This window comes from Luethyella okanaganae, assembly GCF_042660285.1.
GTDB classification, from domain to species: Bacteria; Actinomycetota; Actinomycetes; order Actinomycetales; family Microbacteriaceae; genus Luethyella; species Luethyella okanaganae.
This window is the reverse complement of record NZ_JBHSTP010000001.1, coordinates 840,623-859,323: the sequence shown is the minus strand read 5'-3', so window position 1 is coordinate 859,323 and position 18,701 is coordinate 840,623. Positions and strand designations below refer to the sequence as shown.

19 protein-coding genes are annotated in these 18,701 nt (G+C 67.1%); 3 read left to right on the top strand and 16 right to left on the bottom strand.

The genetic code is table 11. The features are described 5' to 3' along the window. Complete coding sequence (locus ACFQB0_RS03985; protein WP_386727852.1) at nucleotides 1-957, bottom strand: tetratricopeptide repeat protein; 957 nt, start codon at nucleotides 955-957, stop codon at nucleotides 1-3. Beyond that, nucleotides 954-2,777, bottom strand: coding sequence for a hypothetical protein (locus ACFQB0_RS03980; RefSeq protein ID WP_386727849.1), 1,824 nt, complete (start codon nucleotides 2,775-2,777; stop codon nucleotides 954-956). The genes ACFQB0_RS03985 and ACFQB0_RS03980 overlap by 4 nt, the downstream gene beginning before the upstream one ends. A gap of 277 nt (nucleotides 2,778-3,054) precedes the next feature. Here ACFQB0_RS03980 and ACFQB0_RS03975 point away from each other — a divergent pair, with 277 nt between their 5' ends. Together ACFQB0_RS03975 and ACFQB0_RS03970 are read left to right on the top strand one after the other, a co-directional pair. Then, nucleotides 3,055-4,671, top strand: coding sequence for a hypothetical protein (locus tag ACFQB0_RS03975; RefSeq protein ID WP_386727846.1), 1,617 nt, complete (start codon nucleotides 3,055-3,057; stop codon nucleotides 4,669-4,671). A gap of 39 nt (nucleotides 4,672-4,710) precedes the next feature. Continuing rightward, nucleotides 4,711-5,775, top strand: a complete 1,065-nt coding sequence (locus tag ACFQB0_RS03970) for an AI-2E family transporter (RefSeq protein ID WP_386727843.1) — start codon at nucleotides 4,711-4,713, stop codon at nucleotides 5,773-5,775. Here the strand turns inward: ACFQB0_RS03970 and ACFQB0_RS03965 are convergent. From ACFQB0_RS03965 to rpsB, 9 genes are all read right to left on the bottom strand, one after another. Further along, the gene (locus ACFQB0_RS03965; RefSeq protein ID WP_386727841.1) at nucleotides 5,772-6,524 is read right to left on the bottom strand and encodes an alpha/beta hydrolase; all 753 of its coding nucleotides are present in this window, start codon (nucleotides 6,522-6,524) and stop codon (nucleotides 5,772-5,774) included. The two genes, ACFQB0_RS03970 and ACFQB0_RS03965, sit on opposite strands and share 4 nt — an antisense overlap. After that, nucleotides 6,521-6,820, bottom strand: a complete 300-nt coding sequence (locus ACFQB0_RS03960) for a hypothetical protein (protein WP_386727839.1) — start codon at nucleotides 6,818-6,820, stop codon at nucleotides 6,521-6,523. The genes ACFQB0_RS03965 and ACFQB0_RS03960 overlap by 4 nt, the downstream gene beginning before the upstream one ends. A gap of 43 nt (nucleotides 6,821-6,863) precedes the next feature. Further along, nucleotides 6,864-7,478, bottom strand: coding sequence for an aggregation-promoting factor C-terminal-like domain-containing protein (locus ACFQB0_RS03955; RefSeq protein WP_386727836.1), 615 nt, complete (start codon nucleotides 7,476-7,478; stop codon nucleotides 6,864-6,866). 184 nt (nucleotides 7,479-7,662) lie between these two features. Continuing rightward, nucleotides 7,663-8,214, bottom strand: a complete 552-nt coding sequence (locus ACFQB0_RS03950; RefSeq protein WP_386727834.1) for a DivIVA domain-containing protein — start codon at nucleotides 8,212-8,214, stop codon at nucleotides 7,663-7,665. A 21-nt stretch (nucleotides 8,215-8,235) separates the two neighbouring features. Then, nucleotides 8,236-9,222: a phosphatidate cytidylyltransferase gene (locus ACFQB0_RS03945; RefSeq protein WP_386727832.1), complete on the bottom strand. Its 987-nt coding sequence runs from the start codon at nucleotides 9,220-9,222 to the stop codon at nucleotides 8,236-8,238. Between the two features lie 11 nt (nucleotides 9,223-9,233). Beyond that, nucleotides 9,234-9,788 (bottom strand): ribosome recycling factor, encoded by a 555-nt coding sequence (gene frr, locus ACFQB0_RS03940; protein ID WP_386727829.1) that lies wholly within the window; start codon nucleotides 9,786-9,788, stop codon nucleotides 9,234-9,236. Between the two features lie 41 nt (nucleotides 9,789-9,829). Beyond that, the gene (gene pyrH / locus ACFQB0_RS03935) at nucleotides 9,830-10,564 is read right to left on the bottom strand and encodes a UMP kinase (protein ID WP_386727826.1); all 735 of its coding nucleotides are present in this window, start codon (nucleotides 10,562-10,564) and stop codon (nucleotides 9,830-9,832) included. Between the two features lie 112 nt (nucleotides 10,565-10,676). Further along, nucleotides 10,677-11,522, bottom strand: coding sequence for a translation elongation factor Ts (gene tsf / locus ACFQB0_RS03930; RefSeq protein ID WP_386727823.1), 846 nt, complete (start codon nucleotides 11,520-11,522; stop codon nucleotides 10,677-10,679). Between the two features lie 12 nt (nucleotides 11,523-11,534). Further along, nucleotides 11,535-12,464, bottom strand: coding sequence for a 30S ribosomal protein S2 (gene rpsB, locus ACFQB0_RS03925; RefSeq protein WP_386727820.1), 930 nt, complete (start codon nucleotides 12,462-12,464; stop codon nucleotides 11,535-11,537). Between the two features lie 277 nt (nucleotides 12,465-12,741). Here rpsB and ACFQB0_RS03920 point away from each other — a divergent pair, with 277 nt between their 5' ends. Beyond that, entirely contained in the window at nucleotides 12,742-13,449 is a 708-nt protein-coding gene (locus tag ACFQB0_RS03920; protein ID WP_386727818.1) for a M23 family metallopeptidase, read from the top strand. 19 nt (nucleotides 13,450-13,468) lie between these two features. Here the strand turns inward: ACFQB0_RS03920 and ACFQB0_RS03915 are convergent, their stop codons facing one another. The 5 genes from ACFQB0_RS03915 to ACFQB0_RS03895 form a co-directional block, all read right to left on the bottom strand. Further along, the gene (locus tag ACFQB0_RS03915) at nucleotides 13,469-14,437 is read right to left on the bottom strand and encodes a tyrosine recombinase XerC (RefSeq protein ID WP_386727815.1); all 969 of its coding nucleotides are present in this window, start codon (nucleotides 14,435-14,437) and stop codon (nucleotides 13,469-13,471) included. 42 nt (nucleotides 14,438-14,479) lie between these two features. Next, nucleotides 14,480-15,445, bottom strand: a complete 966-nt coding sequence (locus tag ACFQB0_RS03910; protein WP_386727812.1) for a phosphodiesterase — start codon at nucleotides 15,443-15,445, stop codon at nucleotides 14,480-14,482. 92 nt (nucleotides 15,446-15,537) lie between these two features. Then, entirely contained in the window at nucleotides 15,538-16,803 is a 1,266-nt protein-coding gene (dprA, locus tag ACFQB0_RS03905; RefSeq protein ID WP_386727809.1) for a DNA-processing protein DprA, read from the bottom strand. Next, a complete protein-coding gene (locus ACFQB0_RS03900; RefSeq protein WP_386727807.1) occupies nucleotides 16,804-18,345 on the bottom strand; it encodes a YifB family Mg chelatase-like AAA ATPase in 1,542 nt (513 codons plus the stop codon). Further along, nucleotides 18,345-18,701 carry a YraN family protein gene (locus ACFQB0_RS03895; RefSeq protein WP_386727804.1) on the bottom strand — a complete coding sequence of 119 codons (357 nt, stop codon included), beginning with the start codon at nucleotides 18,699-18,701 and terminating at the stop codon, nucleotides 18,345-18,347. Before ACFQB0_RS03895 ends, ACFQB0_RS03900 begins: the two co-directional genes overlap by 1 nt.

Here is an 18,701-nt window from a genome sequence, read left to right as displayed (position 1 = left end):
TCAGTACAGCAGCATTGCGAGGCGACCACGCGCCGTCGTGGCCGTCGGATCCTCGGGACCGACGACCTCGAAGAAATCGAGGAGTCGCTCGCGAACCCGGTTCTTGCCATCAGCGTCGAGCGTGGGGAACAGCGTGAGCAAGCGGTCGAAGGCGTCCTCGATATGGCCTCCGGAGAGATCGAGGTCCGCAACATCGAGCTGAGCATCGACGTCGCCCGGGGCGGATGCCGCCGCCGAACGGATCTCGTCGAGGCTCTTGTCCTGCAGCCGCTGAACCAGGCTGATCTGAGCGAGTCCGGCCACGGCGAGATGGTCACGCGGGTCTTCGGCGATCGCGGTCTCGTAGTGCGTGATCGCCTCGGCGTAGTCACCGCGTTCGATGGCATCGTAGGCTTCGGCGTGGTGCGGTGGCAACGGCTGCTCGGCGGGTGCGGCCTCGTCCGGCTCGCCCGGCTCGCCGTCGCCGGCATCCGCGGCGGCCGCGATCCCCGTCACGCTGTTCTGCGCTGCCAACTGCAAGACCTGGTCGAAGACGGAGCGTAGCTGGTCCTCGGGGATAGTCCCCTCGAACAGCTGAACGGGTCGCCCTGCGACGAGCGCGGCGACTGTCGGCACGGACTGCGCCTGGAAGGCCTGCGCGAGTTGCGGGTTCTGGTCGGCCTGGACCTTGACGAGGACGATGCGGCCATCGAATTCCCGGGTGATCTTCTCGAGCAACGACGTGAGCCGCCTGCTGGGCTCGCTCCGCTCCGCCCAGAGGTGGACGATCACGGGAACATTGAACGAGAGGTCGAGCACTTCGCCGAAATTGTCGTCTGTGCCCTCGAGCAACAGGCTCGGCACTTCGACCGCGGCTCCGGCCGTGCCTCCTTCTGCAGACGGCTGAGGGCGGTTCACGAGCGAGGACAGGTCGACGGCCCCACGCAGGTTCGCTGTCGACGGTGGAAGATTGGTCACGGTACCTCCGAAGATGAGATGAGTCCCTGCGCCCAGCCGAGCAGAACGATCTTGTCATTGGAGCCGGCCGCGGGAACGTAGAAGAGAAGCTGGTCTCCGTAGCTCGTCGTCACACCCTTGGCTGTCTTGTCGACGCCCGAGAGCGCCTTGGCAGCGCCTTCCGGACCGACCGTTCCGCCGTCGTTCGGCCTCACGGTCTCTGTCTCGTCGAGGTTGACGGCGACGATCGCGCCGGAGTCGTTCGTCGCGAGCGCGATCGTGGCACCCGATCCGACCGTGTTGGCGAACTCGATGTTCGCCGTAGCAGGCAGCGCGGCTCTCCTGAGGTTCTTTCCCTCGAGACCGACCTGTGCACGCAAGGTGTCGCCCTCTGCCTGGAACAGCGGGAAGAAGGGGCTCGCCTCGCCCTGCATGAGGATGTCGCCGTAGGCGCTTGCCACCTGGTTCGGCGGCAACGACAGCAGCTTAGAGTCCGGGTTGACGATCGGAGCGCCGATGCTCGCAGGGGCAACCTCCGGCATCTGAGCGTCCGCCTCGAGCGGGATGGCGTATTCGACGAGATAGTTGTCGCGCGGCGTCTTCTGCGTCATGACGAGTGTCATGGGCGCCAGAGTCGGGTCGTCCTGGTTCTGGATGACCGTCAGCACGACCCGCGGCCACGTGTTCGACTGCTGCGGCACGTTGTACGAAAGCGGCGAGGCCGGGATCGCCGGAGGTGCTGCGTATTCGGGAATGGTGCCACGGATCCTGTAGTTGGAGCGACGCAGTCCGAGAGCGGGTCCGTCGAAACGCGTCGCGAGCGCGTCGGCGTCGCGAGCGGTGTCGGCGTCGCCGGTCAGCACAGCGATCTTCCGCACGATACGTTCGAGCTGCGGCACCGTCACGGCCGCCGCCGGAATGTCCTCAGCGCCCTCAGGGGGTGCGGTGACGTCGGGACTCGGGATACTCGACACGGTCGACGTGGCCTGGAAACTCGGCCAGAAGTCCGCAGAGCACCCGCTCAGCACGAGCCCCGAGATCGCGAGAACTGGCAGGAAAGCGATTCGCGAGGAGCGGCCGATCGAGCGGCGTCGGCCACCACCGGTGATCTCACTCTGCTTGATCGTCTTGGGACGGGGGGCGCGCGGAAGCTTGGGCATCCGCGGCCCCTTCGGCAGGTTGCGACGCGGACCGCGCGAGCGGCGCATGTGGATGATCGCCCAGAGGTAGAGCAGCAGGCCGACGAGCAGGATCAGGGCGCCTCCGGCGATGAGCGGCCCCGCCCACGGCGTCGAGTTGTCGAGCGGCCAGGAGATGCGAACGTTCTTGGGCGCCGGATCGGTGCCGTCGGAGGCGACGAGCACCGAGATGCCCTCCGGCACGTTGATGGTGGTGGTGATGGCGTTGTCGCCCGAGAACTCCTCAAGCCAGAGATCGGATCCGGCAGGGTTGGGTTTCGCCGCGTCGACGGCATCTGCCGTCGGATCGGCAGAATCGGAGGCTTCGAACTCATTGACCCCAGCTATCACTTCGCTGGTCAACTCCTCGGTCTTCTCGTCGAAGCCGATGCGAGTGAACGACTGGTCGCCGAGCCAGGCCTCCATGTCCGCTGTGCGTCCATAGGACATGTACACGGTGCCGGAGCCTCGGACGCTCACGGTCTGGTTTCCCTTGTGCGAGATGAGCGCGGAGGGATCGATGACCGTGAACGGCCCGTTGCCGGGAACTGTCATACTGAGCGTCACATTCGCCGGCGCGAGAAACACGGTGCGCTGGGCGATGCCGAGCACGATCATGGCAGCCGCGACGATGAACGCCGCGATGGCAAGTACAAATCGCACGAAAACTCCTCCTGTGTTGCCAGCCGAAAGGCGAAGCATCCGGTGTGCGCAGTGGATTCTGCGGCGCAGAACACGACATCCGGGTGCACCCGGCTTCACATGCACTGCCCCGTCTCGGGTCCGAGTGGCAACAGACAAAGACAATTCACGATACCGGATGCGTCTGAGAGCCGCCTAACCTGTTCTCTCTCGGAGTAACGGGCAGCCCCGCGCACGGACTAAAATCGGATGGGCTCGCACGCCTCCCCCAGCCTGCGGACCGTGACAAGGAGAGAACGTGGCCACCGACGAAGCAGACTTCACCCAGGTATTCCGCGGGTACGACAAGGATGAGGTCGACAAGGCCATCCAGGGCCTGCGCCGTGATCTGATCAAAGCGAATGCGCAGTCGACGGAATCCGCCAAGGAGATCAAGCGGCTGGGCGCCCGGATCGACGAGCTCAACGCCGAGCTCGAGGAAGTCGGCAGTCCCACCTTCTCCGGCCTCGGGACCAAGCTCGAGAACACGCTGCGCGTCGCGGAAGAGCAGTCGACGAGGCTCATCGCCCAGGCGGACATCGACGCCGAGAAGCTGCGCAACTCGGCGGGCGGTGAGGTGGAGAAGCTGCGCAAGGACGCCATGGAGCTCGCGGAGCGCGCCGTCGCAGAGGCGCGGGCACGGGCCGCACGCATCCTCGAGGACGCCCGCATCGAGGCGGACGACCTGGTCGCCCGCGTGCGGGACGAGCATGAGCTGCTCAGCCAGGACGCGCTGCGAGACGCCGCGGCGATCCGCGGAGCCGTCGCGACCGAGGCCGCCGAACTGCGCGCGACGGCCAAACGTGAGACAGCCGCCGTCCGCGCCGAGGCGGAGCGGGAGGCGGCGGAGGTGCGTGCCGTCGCGAATCGCGAGGCGTCGGAGGCCCGTGAAGCAGCCGCTGGCCTCGCCCAGGAGACGGAGCAGACCCGTGCAGAGGTCGCTCTGGAACTCGACCAGGCCCGTGCCGACCTCGCTCGCGAGACCGAGCAGATCAGGATAGACCTCGCTCGCGAGACCGAGCAGGCCAGGCTCGACCTTGAGCGTGAGACCGCCGAGGCACGTCAGGCGATCGCCGCCGAGACGGCCGAAGCGCGCGCAGACCTCGCCGACGAGCTCGAACAGTCCCGCACGGATCTCGCCCGCGAGATCGAGCAGGCCCGCGCGGACCTCGCCGTCGAGCGGGAGCAGGCCAAGACAGACCTGTCGCGTGAGATCGAGGCCGGCCGGCTGAGGCTCGGTCACGAGCTCGAGCGCGCCCGCGCACGGCACGACGCGGAGAGCGAGCAGGCGCGCGCGGACCTGGCACTCGAGCACGAGCAGGCCCGTGCAGACTTCGACGCCGAGAGCGAGCAGGCGCGCATCGACCTCGACAACCAGCTGAGCGCGATGCGCAAGAAGGCCGATCACGAGGTGCGCAAGCTCCGTAGAGAGACGGAGCAGGCGCGCATCGACCTCGATGTCGAGCTTAAGGCACGACGCGATGAGGCTGAGCAAGAGCATCTCACCCGTCACCAGGAGGCCGTCGCTCAAACCCAGAAATACCTCGACGAGGCGAACGCTCAGCTCACGGAGGCGATCGCTCGCACCACGGAGAACCGCGCAGAAGCCGAACGCCTCGACGGCGGGGCTAGAGCGGAGGCGAAGGCGCTCATCGCCCGGGCCGAAGACGACTCGGCGGCGAAAGTCGCCCAGGCCGAGGCACGCTCGAAAGAACTCATCGCCGAGGCCGAGGAACGCACACACGCGCTCGTCGCCGATGCAGAAGACCGGCTCTCCCAGATTAGGATTGAGCGCGACGCGGTCGCCGGCTACTTCGAGAGTCTGCGTGGTGTGCTCAAGCAAGCCGAGAACGTGGCTGCCGACACCGGGAAGTAGTCCGCGCAACTCGTCGCACCATCGAGGGGAAGGTCGTCAGTGAAGATCCAGAATGCGTTCCGCGTCGGGCTCGTCGGTACGCTCGGCGTCGGACTCGGTCTGCTCATACTGCTCTCCATCACGCAACTGTCGACGATCCTCACGTACATCGGTGCGGCGCTCTTCCTCGCACTCGGCCTCGACCCGGCAATCGCTTTCCTGGAGCGGCACAAGTTTCCTCGGTGGGCCGCCATCCTCACCGTGCTCTGCGTGGTGGTCGGCGCCGTCACCGGTCTGGTCTTCGCGATCGTTCCGGTGATCGCGGCACAGGCGCAACAGCTGATCGATCAGATTCCCGGCATCACCCAGCTCGTGGTGACCGGCGCGCTCGTCGACAACATCCAGGCCGTGATTCCCGCGATCAATGTGCAAGAAGTCGTGAACACCGTCACCAAGTTCATCAATGATTTCGTCAGCGACCCCGTCAAGGTGCTCGCGGCGGCAGGCGGCGTGCTGGACTTCGCGGTGAAGTTCGCCTCCGGCATCTTCGGCGTGATCATCGTCCTGATCCTCACGCTGTACTTCGCGGCGAGTCTGCCGTCCACGAAGCGCGCTCTGTACCAGCTCGTGCCCGCGTCGAAGCGAGAGCGCTTCAGTGATATCAGCGAGCAGATCACGGAGTCCGTCGGGCGCTACGTCGTGGGCCAGGTATCGCTCGCCTTCGTGAACGGAGTGCTGAGCTTCATCTTCCTCAGCATCATCCAGGCGCCGTTCCCGGCCGTTCTGGCGCTCTTCGCCTTCCTGTTCTCGCTGATTCCGCTCGTGGGAACCATCTCGGGTTCCATACTCATCGTCCTGATCTGCCTGATCCCCGTGATCAGCTCGCCACTGACCGCGCTCGTCGCGGCGATCTACTACATCATCTACATGCAGGTGGAGGCATACGTGCTGAGTCCGCGCATCATGAACCGAGCGGTGTCGGTGCCGGCCTCCGTCGTCGTGATCGCGGCCCTGGCGGGCGGCTCGCTCCTAGGAATCCTGGGAGCGCTCATCGCGATCCCGGTCGCCGCCTCGATCCTGCTCATCATCAAACAGGTCGTCATCCCCCGGCAGAACGAGCTCTAGGCAGGCGGTCCGGTCCACTCCATAGGGAGCGGCGACGCCGCTGGGTTCACGACGGCGACGATCTCGTCGAGCACCCGACGGGTCTGGTTTTCGCCCACCCAGAGGTGCTTTCCGCCGTCCACGGCGATGAGGATGGCGTCCGGAACCACGGCGAACCGCTCCCGCGCCTCGTCGGGGCGCAGATAGTCGTCGTGCTCGGGGATGAGCGCGATCAGGCGTTTGCCACTGTGCGCCCATCTCGCGAGTTCGATGTCGCTCGCACGATGCAACGGCGGCGAGAGCAGGATCGCCCCGTCGATCGGATGCTCAAGCCCGTATTTGACCGCAAGTTCGGTTCCGAACGACCAGCCGACGAGCCATGGATGCGGCAGGCCGCGTTCGGCCACGAACGCCATGGCCGCGGCGACGTCCGCCCGTTCGGCCACGCCGTCGCCGAACGATCCCTCGCTCGTTCCGCGCGGCGAGGTCGTGCCGCGCGTGTTGAAGCGCAGCACGGCCAGATCGGCGAGTTCGGGGAGCCGAGCGGCCGCCTTGCGCAGAATGTGCGAATCCATGAATCCGCCGTGCGTCGGTAGCGGATGCAACGTGACGAGCGTCGCGACCGGGCGACGGTCCGCAGGAACCGCGAGCTCACCGACGAGGATGAGGCCGTCGTCTGTGCGGAGTTCGATGTGCTCTCTAAGGGCAGGAAGCTCCACGCCGCCCCGGATCTCGACGGTCTCCTCGCCCACAGCTCCCCCTGCGCTCATGCGATCTTCCAGCAATGCGAGTGCCAGTGACGTCTGGCGGTGATGTCTGCGCCGTCGCCCATGACTCCGTCTGCCCGCCACGTCACGAGGTGCGCGACACCCGGGTCGATGTCGAGGCCGCAACCGGGGCAGACATAGCTCTTGACGGCTTGGAGGGCGGCGACCGGCTGTATGTGCCACAGTCCGTCGCGCTTCGCCTCAGTGCGCTTCCACCCGGCGAGGACCCGGCTCAGATCGCTCGCGCCCTCGTCGCTCCGACCGGGCGTTCGACCGCGGGGGCGGTTGCTTCGTGGCATACGATCAGTCTATGCACGCGCGCCGACATGGCGCGCTCAGTGCTCAGTACCAGCCGGCGTCCTGCGAATGGGCCCAGGCGCCGCACGGAGTGCCATAGCGACCCGATACGTAGCCGAGGCCCCACTCGATCTGGGTGGCCGCGCTGGTCTCCCAATCAGCTCCCGCCGTCGCCATCTTCGAACCGGGAAGCGCCTGTGGGATGCCGTAGGCACCACTCGAGGCGTTGTACGCGTTCACCCGCCATCCGGACTCCTTGGACCACAGCGAGACGAGGCAGTCGAACTCGGTGGTGCCCCATCCGCGCGACACAACGGCACCGAAGGCGTAGGCCTGCGCAGAGCCCGGATCGGGAGCGACAGCGGGGGGAGCCCATCCGCTCAAGGATCCGCTGCCTGCGGCAGTGGAGACCGACGGCGCGACAGGTTTGGGCTTCTCGATAACGGTGTAGCCGTCTCGCACGACGACATGCTCGAACGAGCCGGCCACATCGACGGTCTGGACGGACTCGCCACCAAACCGGTCTCCGGCGGCGTAGAAGTAAGGCGAAGCGGTCGCACCCGAATACGGGTCGACGACGTTCACCAAGACAAAGGCGACGGCCGCCGTGAATGCGAAGAGAAACAGAGACGCCTTGCTGCGCAAGACTGACCGCTCCATCGCATGGCCTCTCGAGGCCCACCCGCTCGGAACCGTTCCGCTCGGTACGGGCACGCTGGTGAAGGGTCGCCGAGCCCCTGCCGCTGCTGCGGTCGAATGGGGCGTCACGACGCCCGAATGCCTACCCACGATTCAACGATGATAGCGGATAAGCACGGTAACGGCCAGGTAACGACGCACCGGATCAGCGAACTGCGAGCATCACGTCGACGACGCTGTCGAGAACGAGATCGACCTGCGCTTCCCGGTAGCCGCCCCGCTGGGGCCGAAAGACGGTCGTGCGGACATCGTCGACCGTGAGGGGCAGACTGTCCTGAAAATACTTGGAGAGCTTCGCGGCAAAACCGTCGACGTCGACCGTACTGTATCCCACCGTCAGCACGTTCGTGCGGTCGAAGCGATGACCGTTCGGCCTGCTGAGACGGTTGAGGATCACCTGCGCAGTGGAGCGGGCCTCCTGGAACCAGGCCTGATTGCCCACGGTCTGGTAGGCCAGTTCCCGTTCGCGTGCGGCGAATGCGTCCTCGAGACGCTCCATCGCGGCATCGACGTGTTGCGTCGAGTATCCGCCCTTCTGCATCGAGAACGCGGTATGACGGATCGCGTCGGCGGTGAGGCCGCCATCGCCCGCAGGCTGCGAATCGTAGGCGGCTCGTGCCCTCAGCAGGAAGTCCTCTACCTGCTCGACCCTATAGCCGAGTCTCGGACGGTGTGCTCGCGGAAAGGTATTGCTCACCAGATCATTCTCCCAAACCGATTATCCGAAAATGAGGAAAAGCGCGTAGGCGGCGGCGGCCGAGGGCAGGATGGAGTCCAATCGGTCGAGGAATCCACCGTGACCGGGCAGCCAGGAACTCATGTCCTTGATGCCGAGGTCGCGCTTGATGAGGGATTCTGCGAGGTCGCCGAGTGTCGCGCTCGACAGAATGACGACGCCGAAGACGACGCCGAACCACCATGGCTCCCCCAGCATGAAGATCGCGAGCAGGACGCCACCGACGAGGCAGGCCAGCGCACCCCCGGCGAGACCCTCCCACGTCTTCTTCGGGCTGATCACCGGCGCCATCGGATGCTTGCCGAACAACAGGCCACTCGCGTACGCGCCCGTGTCCGCCGCCACCACCACGATGAGGAATGCGAGCGTCCACCACTGACCGCCGTCTTCGCCGACGAGCACGACAGCGAAGCTCGCGAGAAAGGTGACGTAGACCTGAATGAAGCCACCCGCCCCGAGATCGCGCAGGAGCGGCCCGCCCGCCGTGCGAAGAGCGGGAACGACCTGCTCGACGAGCCGCCAGAGCGACACCAGCAGGATGCCGGAGAGCACCGCCAGCCATTGCCCGCTCGCCCCCCAGTAGTAGGCGGCGGGAACGACGGCGACCGCAGCGGCGACCGTGGGGATCCTCGGAACGGAGCGACCGGCCTTGCTCAGCGCCTCGGCCAGTTCGAAGGAGGTGAACGCCACGATGACAGCGGCGAAGACCATGAAGATCTCTTTGACGACGATGAGGCTGAACAACATGACCAGCCCCAGCACGAGGCCGATCAGGACCGCCAGAATGAGATTGCGGCCCGTGCGCGCCTCGATGCGTTCCGTCGTCGCGTCCAGTTGGGCCTTCGTCGCCTCGAACTGGCGCTCGATGTCCGCTCTCGTCGCCTTGACCTGGGCGCGGAGCTCTTCTTTGGTCACCCGGCCGGCCGGCCGTCTGCGCACAGGGCGGCCTCCATTCGGAACACGCGACATACGGTGCCCTCCTAGACCTCGAGGAGTTCGGCTTCCTTGCGCTTGAGGGCATCGTCGATCGCGTCGACGTGGCTCTTGGTCACCTGTTCGAGCTCCTTCTCGCCGCGCCCGACCTCGTCGTCGCCGACCTCGCTCTTCAGCGCATCGAGGTCGTCCTTGGCCTTGCGACGGATGTTACGGACGGACACCCTCGCATCCTCGGCCTTGCTGCGCACGATCTTGACGAACTCCTTGCGGCGTTCTTCGGTGAGCTCTGGCAGGGTCACGCGCACGATGTTGCCGTCGTTGCTCGGGTTGGCTCCGAGATTAGGGGTGTCGCGGATCGCCTGTTCGATGTCCTTGAGGGCACTCTTGTCGTAGGGAGTCACGACGAGGGTACGAGCCTCCGGGTTGGCGAGCGAGGCGAGCTGCGCGAGCGGTGTCGGAGTGCCGTAGTAGTTCACCATGATCTTCTGGAACAGCTGCGGGTTCGCCCGACCGGTGCGCACACTGGCGAAGTCGTCTTTGGCGACCTCGACGGCCTTGCTCATGCGACTCGAGGCATCGGACAGGACATCCGCGATCACGGCAACTCCTTCATGGTTCGTTGAGTCAAGCTTAGTTGCACTTAGTTGCTCACCACGGTGCCGAGGCCCGCGCCGAGGATCGCCGCGGTAACGTTCCCGCCGGGCTCCATGCCGAAGACCTGCATCGGCATCCCGTTGTCCATGCACAGGCTGAATGCGGTGGAGTCGACGACTTTGAGCCCGCGCTGCAGCGCCTCCTGATAGGTGATGTGGTCGATCTTGTGGGCATCGGGGTTGGTGCGCGGGTCGTCGGAGTACACACCATCGACGCCGTTCTTGGCCACGAGCACGACGTCGGCGTCGATCTCGAGGGCGCGCTGGGCCGCGACCGTGTCCGTCGAGAAGTATGGCAGTCCGGCACCGGCCCCGAAGATCACGACGCGTCCCTTCTCGAGGTGGCGCTCCGCGCGGCGCGGTATGTACGGCTCCGCGACCTGCGTCATGGAGATGGCCGACTGGACTCGGGTCTCCGCCCCGGCCTGCTCGAGGAAGTCCTGTAGTGCGAGCGCGTTCATGACCGTGCCGAGCATGCCCATGTAGTCGGCTCGACCCCGGTCCATGCCGCGCTGGGAGAGTTCCGCGCCGCGGAAGAAGTTGCCCCCGCCGACGACGATCGCGACCTCGACGCTGCGCGCTGCCTCGGCGATCTCGCGGGCGAGACCGCTGACGACGTCCGGGTTCACACCGAGGGATCCCCCGCCGAACGCCTCGCCGGAGAGCTTGAGAAGGACCCTGCGCCTCTTGCCTGTGTTCGACGTCCCCGTGCTTTCTATCATGACGTGTGAGCCCTTCCGATGCGATTGTTCTAGAACTTACTGGGTCCCTCGGCGGGGACGCACAGAAAAGGAGTCCGGATCACGAGTGGTCCGGACTCCTTCATCTAACGGCCTAGGCGCCGGCCTTGAAACGGGCGAAGCCCGTCACGGTCAATCCGGCGTCTTCGAGAACCTTCTTGACTTGAACCTTGCTGTCGCGGGCATAGTCCTGCTCGAGCAGTGCGACCTGTTTGAAGAACGCGGTGAGCCGACCCTCGACGATCTTGGGCAGAGCGGCCTCCGGCTTGCCCTCGTTGCGGCTGATCTCCGTGACGATCTCGCGCTCCTTCTCGACGATGTCGGCCGGAACCTCGTCGCGCGTCAGGTACTGCGGGTCGAACATCGCGATGTGCTGAGCGACGGCCCGCGCGGTCTCGGCATCCGGGCCGCTGTAGGAGACGACGACACCGATCTGCGGAGGCAGGTCCTTCGACGTCTTGTGCAGGTAGACCGCGACGGAATCACCGGAAAGCGCTGCGACACGACGCAACTCCACCTTCTCGCCGAGAGTCGCGGCCTGGTCGTCGATGAGCGCGGCTACCGTCGCCTGCCCTGAGCCTGTCGAAGGTCCGACGGGGGCTGCGATGGCCTCCTCGACGGTAGAGGCACCAGCGGCTGCGACGGCTTGGAGCACTCTGTCGGCGAGCGCGACGAACTTCTCGTTCTTCGCGACGAAGTCGGTCTCGCACGCGAGCTCGATCATCGTGACGCCGCCGTCGGTCTCGGCGACCGCGATGAGGCCCTCGCTCGTAGAGCGGTCGGCACGCTTCGCGTTGCCCTTCGCACCCTTGAGACGCAGGATCTCTGTGGCCTTCTCGACGTCACCCTCGGCCTCGACGAGCGCGTTCTTGGTATCGGTCATGCCGGTGCCGAGCTGCTCGCGCAGGGCCTTGAGGTCTGCGATGTTGAAGTTAGCCATACCTGGAGTTCCTTACTTGGTCTCGTCAGCGGAGGCCGCAGCGTCCGCAGCGACGACTTCTTCGACAACGGCGGCGACTTCGCCCTCGACGAAGACCGCCTCGTCGGCAGCGACGGCCTCGTCGGCGACCTTCTCGGTCTCGGCCGAGGACTGCTCAGGGGTGACCTCGGCTGCTGCGGTCTCGGACGCCTGGAGGAGCTCGGCCTCCCAGGCAGCCAGCGGCTCCACCTCTGCGCCCTCTTCGGGCCTCTGGTGGCGCTGGATGAGTCCCTCGGCGGCAGCGTCCGCGATGATGCGGGTCAGCAGGCCGACGGAACGGATGGCGTCGTCGTTGCCAGGGATCGGGTACTGCACCTCGTCGGGGTCGCAATTGGTGTCGAGGATGCCGATGACAGGGATGCTCAGCTTGCGGGCCTCGTCGATGGCGAGGTGCTCCTTCTTGGTGTCGACGACCCAGAGCGCCGACGGCGTCTTCGACAGGTTGCGGATACCGCCGAGCGACTTGTGCAGCTTGTCGAGCTCGCGCTTCTTGATGAGGAGTTCCTTCTTGGTGAAGCCGCTCTTGGCCGTGTCCTCGAAGTCGAGCTCCTCGAGCTCCTTCATGCGGGCGAGACGCTTGCTGACCGTCTGGAAGTTGGTCAGCAGACCACCGAGCCAACGCTGGTTCACGTAGGGCTGGCCGACGCGGGTAGCCTGCTCCGCGATGGCCTCCTGAGCCTGCTTCTTGGTGCCGACGAAGAGAATGGTGCCGCCATGGGCGACAGTCTCCTTGACGAAGTCGTAGGCCTTGTCGATGAAGGCGAGCGACTGCTGCAGGTCGATGATGTAGATGCCGGAACGCTCGGTGAAGATGAAGCGCTTCATCTTCGGGTTCCAGCGACGGGTCTGATGCCCGAAGTGCACGCCGCTGTCGAGCAGCTGGCGAATCGTTACGACGGCCATGAGCCGTTCTCCTTTTATTCTCGGTTGACACGACGGCCGGATGGCTGCCATTCCTGGTGCCCGACGCACGTCCGACCCGCCTCTGAGGAGACTGGGACCGATTGGATGTGGCTGCCGAGTGGGCACGCGTAGTCAGCGCTCGAAGCGCTGCTCGGGGAAGTCTAGCAGGATGTCGGCGCGCAGAGGCACGTCCACCACAGCCCCTCGCCCGGCACGATCGTCCCCAGATCGGCCGGAACCAGCGGGATCTCGAGTGGTTTCGGTGCACCATATTCGCATGCGTCGGACCATCAAGCGACTTCTCCTCACGACAGGGGGCGACCGGCCGAAGGGCCTGCGGCCGGAATGGCCACCGGGGCGTCGATCGGCGCGCCGACCGACGTGGCCGCCCGCGCTGCCCCCGCGCCCACCGTCGCCGGCAGCGGTTTCTGCTGGGCTGCTGATGCGCGGCGCCCTCGCGCTCGCCCTGACGGTGCTCGCGCTCACGGCCGCCGTGAACGGTCCGGCGAGCGCGGCGGAGCCGTTCGCCCCCGGGGATTCCGGGAGTCCCGGCGAAACAGGCGCAAGAGCCAGAGCGGGAACCTGGCTCTGGCCACTCGCTCCCCCGCATCCGATCGTGCGCCCCTTCGAGGCACCGGAGACCCTGTACTCGGCGGGTCATCGCGGTATCGATCTGCCCGCGACCGCTGGAACAGCAGTCTTCGCACCCGCCGACGGCGTTGTCTTCTTCGCCGGGACCGTCGTGGATCGTCCCGTGCTCTCTCTGAGCCATCCGGGCGAACTGCTCTCGTCGTACGAGCCGCTCGACGCGAGCGTTCGCGAAGGCGAGCGAGTGGTAGCAGGGCAGCAGATCGGCGTGGTCGCGAGCGGCGGCCACTGCGCAGACGGCTGCCTGCATTTCGGTGTGCGACTGCGCGGTCGGTACGTCTCGCCGTTGCTCTATCTCGGCGGGGTTCCGCGGGCGATCCTGCTGCCGATGGACTGACGATTCCCGGCACCCGGGCTCAGGCGCGAGGATGTGCCGTGCGGTAGCTCTCCTTGAGCCGTTCGGTCGACACGTGTGTGTAGATCTGTGTGGTTCCGAGGCTCGCATGACCGAGCAGTTCCTGTACGGCTCGCAGATCCGCCCCGCCGTCGAGCAAGTGCGTTGCCGCCGTGTGCCGCAGGGCGTGCGGTCCCGACGGGCCGGTTCCAGGAATCCCGGCGAGCAGCTCCGAGACGAGCCGGTAGACCGCTCGCACTCCGAGGCGTCCGTGGCGCGCACCGACGAAGAGCGCACGGGCACCCGGTTGCAGCGTGTGCGGTGAGGCATCCGCGCCTGGTGCGAGACCGGTGGAGGCGAGCAGCGAAGGCCGTGCCCGATGCAGATAGTCGACGATCGCCGAGTGAGCAGGAACTCCGAACGGGACAACGCGTTCCTTGGCGCCTTTGCCCGTCACCCGCACCGTGAGACGGTCGAGGTCGAGGTCGTCGACGTCGAGACCTACGAGCTCTGAGACGCGAAGCGCCGCAGCGTAGAGCAATTCGATGACCGCGAGGTCGCGAAGAGCGCCCGGGTCGCCTTCTGAACAACGCAGGCTCAGCCCTTCGAGCAGTTCGTCCATCTGCGTCCTCGTGACGACCCGGGGCAGGGTCCGCCCCGGCTTCGGCGCGCGCAAGCGGGCGCCGGGGTCCGCCGGAATCCGTCCCGTGCGTGCGAGCCATGCGGTGAAACTTCGGGCAGACGCCGAATGACGGGCTATCGTCGCCCGTGCGAGTCCTGACCGGGTGCCCCACCACAGCCAGTCGCGAAGAACTCCGAGGGTGAGCGCATCCACAGTCGGGATCCCATGCCTCTCGGCGAACGCAGCGAGCTGCGCGAGATCGGCATAATACGCCCTGACGGTATGCGCAGAGAAGCCGCGCTCTGCCGTGAGGTAGAGCACGAAGTCGTCGATGGCGACGTCGAGGTTCACCGTTCCAGCATCAGCCATCTGAAGCGATCCTTGTGGAGGCTCGCTGCCCTGGCACTGTGTTCAGGCACCGGGGTCGCCGCTGGAGACCTGGCGAGAGAACGACTCACGACGCAGCTCGGGCGTCATCGCCTCGAGTCGCGCGAGGAAGTCCGCGTCGAAACGAGTCGCGACGGGTGCCTCCCCGAGAGGGACGACGGAGTGCACGATCCGGTCCTCGTAGACGTGCACGAGATTGATCGACTGGCCACCGTCGACGCCGACGAGTTCGCGGGAGGGGGCGCTGAGATCCATGGTGTAGCACGTCGCCGCCGCGACGGACACGGGCACCCCCGCGAAGAGACTCGTCGTCGCATAGTGCAGGTGCCCGCCGAGAATGGCGCGGACGTCGCTGCCTGCGACGACGGCGGCGAGTTCGTGCTGATGCTCGAGTTCGAGGACCGTCATCGCCGCGAGCGGCGTGGGGATCGGCGGGTGGTGAAGGGCCAGGACGGTGCCGAGCGGTGCCGGGGTCGCGAGCACGGCGGCAAGCCATTCCAGTTGCGAGCGCTCGATAGCACCATGGTGGTATCCCGGAACGCTGGTGTCGAGGGCGACGATGCGCAGACCGCCCACCTCAACGATGCGATCGACGGGAGCCCCGACATCCTGGCGGCCGGTCTCGCGCAAAAGCTCCGAACGGAACGCGGCGCGCGCGTCGTGGTTGCCCATGACCCACACGAGCTCAGCACCGAGGCGTTCGGCGACGGGTTCGACGATGTCTCGCACGCGTAGGTACGCGTCCGGCTCGCCGCGGTCCGCGATGTCACCTGTGAACACGAAGGCATCCGGTCGTATCCCGGAACGCTCGAGCTGCCGCATGGCCGCCCACACCCCGATGTCGGTGTCCACCCGGCCGTAGAGCTCGCGCCCGCCGCCGAGGAAATGCGTGTCGCTGATGTGCGCGATGACGAGACAGGCCGCAGGATGCTGACCCATCTGCGCCGGACCCGCTTGACGACCCCGGTCTGCGCGCTGTTCGTCGTTCATGCTCCTCCTCGACACCGTTCCTCAACGATATGGTGCACCACCGTCGCGCGTCTCGGCCGTGAGGAGCCCGAGTCGCTGCGACGTCATCGACGTTATCCGGGCGAAGCCCTGACCCATCCCCCGTGCCGCTCCCGCACGATCCCGGCGAGTTCGAGCGTGCCGAGGGTGCCGAGCACCGTCGTGGTCGACAGTCCGCTGCGTTGCGCGATGTCGAGGGGCACCCGCGGAGATCGGGCGCTGAGCGCGTCGATGACACGCGTCTCCTCGCCCGTCTGGCGGACGCCGGGTGACTGTGCGCCCCCGCCGGCACCTGAGTCGTCCGAACGCACGAGCTCGGCCATCTCGGCCGCATTGGAGACGCAGCGCGCGTCGTACTCGCGCAGGAGACGATGGCATCCCGCGGACGCCGGCGAGGTCACAGGACCGGGAACGGCTCCGAGCGGACGGCCGAGCGCCGCCGCGTGGCCCGCCGTGTTGAGGGAGCCGGAACGCCAGCCGGCCTCCAGCACGACAGTCGCCTGGCTGGAGGCGGCGATGAGCCTGTTACGTTGCAGAAATCTCCATTTCGTAGGCGTCGATCCGCAGGGCAGCTCCGAGACCACGGCACCCACCTCGCAGATCCTGCCGAGCAGAGCGTCATGTCCGCGGGGGTAGAAGCGATCGACACCGCCGGCGAGAAAGGCGATGGTGTGTCCCTCGCTCGCGATGGCCGACCGATGCGCCATCCCATCGATCCCGTACGCGGCCCCGGACACGATCGCGAGGCCGCGGTCGACGAGACCGGCTGAGGCCTCCATGGCGACGTGCTCGCCGTAACCTGTCGCCGCCCTCGCGCCGACGAGGGCGATCGAGAAGGAGAGCGAGTGGAGGGCCGCGGAGCGTCCGCGCCACCAGAGCGCGATGGGGGCGTTGGCGCCCAGATCGTCGACGCCGACCGGCCACAGCTCCATGGCGGGGGTAACGAGACGGCAACCACGGCGCGCCGCCACCTCGAGCGATCGGATCACGTCGCGCAGCTCCATTCGTGGGCGCCAGCGCGCCAGTGCGTCGGCGAACTCTTTCCGCAGCGCGGCGACCGAGACGGTCGCCGCCGGATCGACCGCCCGTGCCAGCCGTTCTGCCGACCACCCCTCGAGGAGTGCGGTCAGGGCACCCGGCGCTCCGAGCGCCATCGTCAGAACGCCTGCGCTACGGTCTCCCGGCTCGGAGAGCCCCGTCCACGCCGCACGTGCGAAAAGGTCTGCGTCGGAGACGGCCTCCGAGTCCCCTCGTTCCAAGCGCGGATCCGAACACGAGGGGATGCGCAGCGGTGCCACCAGGCGGCTGACCTCACTCTCGCCGAGCCCGAACACCGCCATCTAGATCCCCTTCCTCAGGTAGAGCGCCTGTCCGATGTGGTCGCCGGTCGGCACGGAGGCGCCCTCGAGGTCGGCCACCGACCAGGCGACGCGCAGCACCCTGTCGTAGCCGCGCATCGTGATACCGCCCCGTTCGAGCGCCCGGTCGAGCCCGGCCATCGCCGCGGAACCCGGACGCATCCGGGTTCCGCGCAACCACCGCCCTGGAACCTCCGAGTTGAGCCGCCATGGCGTGGAGGCCAGCCGGGCGGCGGCCGCGGCACGGGCGTTCACCACCCGGCCGCGAGCTTCGGCCGTCGACATCCGCCCGAGGCTCAGGGCGGCACGCAGTTGCACGGTAGTGACTCTCTGCACGCGCAGTTGGATGTCGATGCGGTCGAGCAACGGCCCCGAGAGCCGCCCGAGATAGCGGCGTCGCGCGTTCGGGGCGCAACTGCACTCACCGCCCTCGACCCCGTACTGCCCGCACGGACACGGATTCGCCGCGAGAAGCAACTGGAATCTGCCGGGAAAGTGGGCGACCGCATTGGCACGGTGGATGCTGATCACGCCTGATTCGAGGGGCTGACGCAGCGCGTCGAGCACGGAGGCGCTGAACTCCGGGGCTTCATCCAGGAACAAGACGCCATGCGCCGCGCGAGCGGCGGCTCCCGGCCGGATGACGGAGCTGCCACCCCCGATGATGGCGGCGGCCGTCGCCGTGTGATGGGGGCTCTCGAGCGGTGGCCTCGTCGCGAGGGCTCGGCCGACTGCTCGGCCGCCGAGAGAACGGATGCTGCTGACCTCGAGCGCCGCCCGCTCGTCGAGGTCGGGCAGGAGCCCGGGAAGCCTGCCGGCGAGCATGGTCTTGCCCGCACCGGGCGGTCCGAGCAAGAAGGCGTGATGACCCCCGGCCGCGGCGACCTGGAGAGCGAGGACCGCCGCATCCTGTCCCACGACGTCGACGAGGTCTGCGACGTGCTCGCCGAGTATCGGCTCCTCCACCGGCACATCGGACGGCGGGACTGCGTCGACCGGAATCGGATCGAATGCGCCACCGTGCCAGATCGCTGCGTCGCGCAGGCTCGCGACACCGACCACGCGCATCCCAGAGACGAGTTCGGCCTCGGCGACACTCCCGGCCGGCACCATGACGGTCGTGTGCCCAGCACGCTGGGCCGCGACGACGGCGGGCAACACCCCGGGAATCGGCCGAAGCCGCCCGTCCAGGCCGAGCTCACCGATGTGCACGACACGCTCGATCGACTCAGCCGCGATGTCTCCGGCCGCTGCCAGGCAGGCGAGGGCGATCGCCAGGTCGAACCCTGATCCATGCTTCGGCAGCGCCGCCGGCGAGAGGTTCACCGTGATGCGGTGCGTCGAGAGCGGGATCCCGGCGTTGCTCGCGGCCGCGCGCACCCGATGGGCGGACTGGGCGAGCGCGGCGTCCGGAAGCCCAATGAGCACGATCGCGGGCAACTGGCTCGAGATGTCGGCCTCGACCTCGACGATCGAGCCGCTCATACCGATGAGAGCGACGGCGTGGGTGCGGCCGAACCGCATCAGCCGAGCCGTTCGAGGTGTTCGAGTCGCGGCGGTGATCCGGCTGGCCAGACGATCCCGATCACGTCGAGCCTGATCCGGGAGACGGGCCGCGGTGAGGCGTCGCACCACAGCATCGCGAGGCGCCGCATGCGCTCGAGCTTCGCCGGCGAGATCGCCGCGAACGGATGGCCGTATCCGAGACCCGACCGCGTCTTGACCTCGACGAAGGCGGTCTCGCCGTTGCGTTCGGCCACGATGTCGATCTCACCGGACTCGCATCGCCAATTGCGATCGATCACCCGATAGCCACCCGCGCGCAGATACTCGACGGCGAACGTCTCGCCCCGCCGTCCCAGCTCATTCCTGTCGACCAC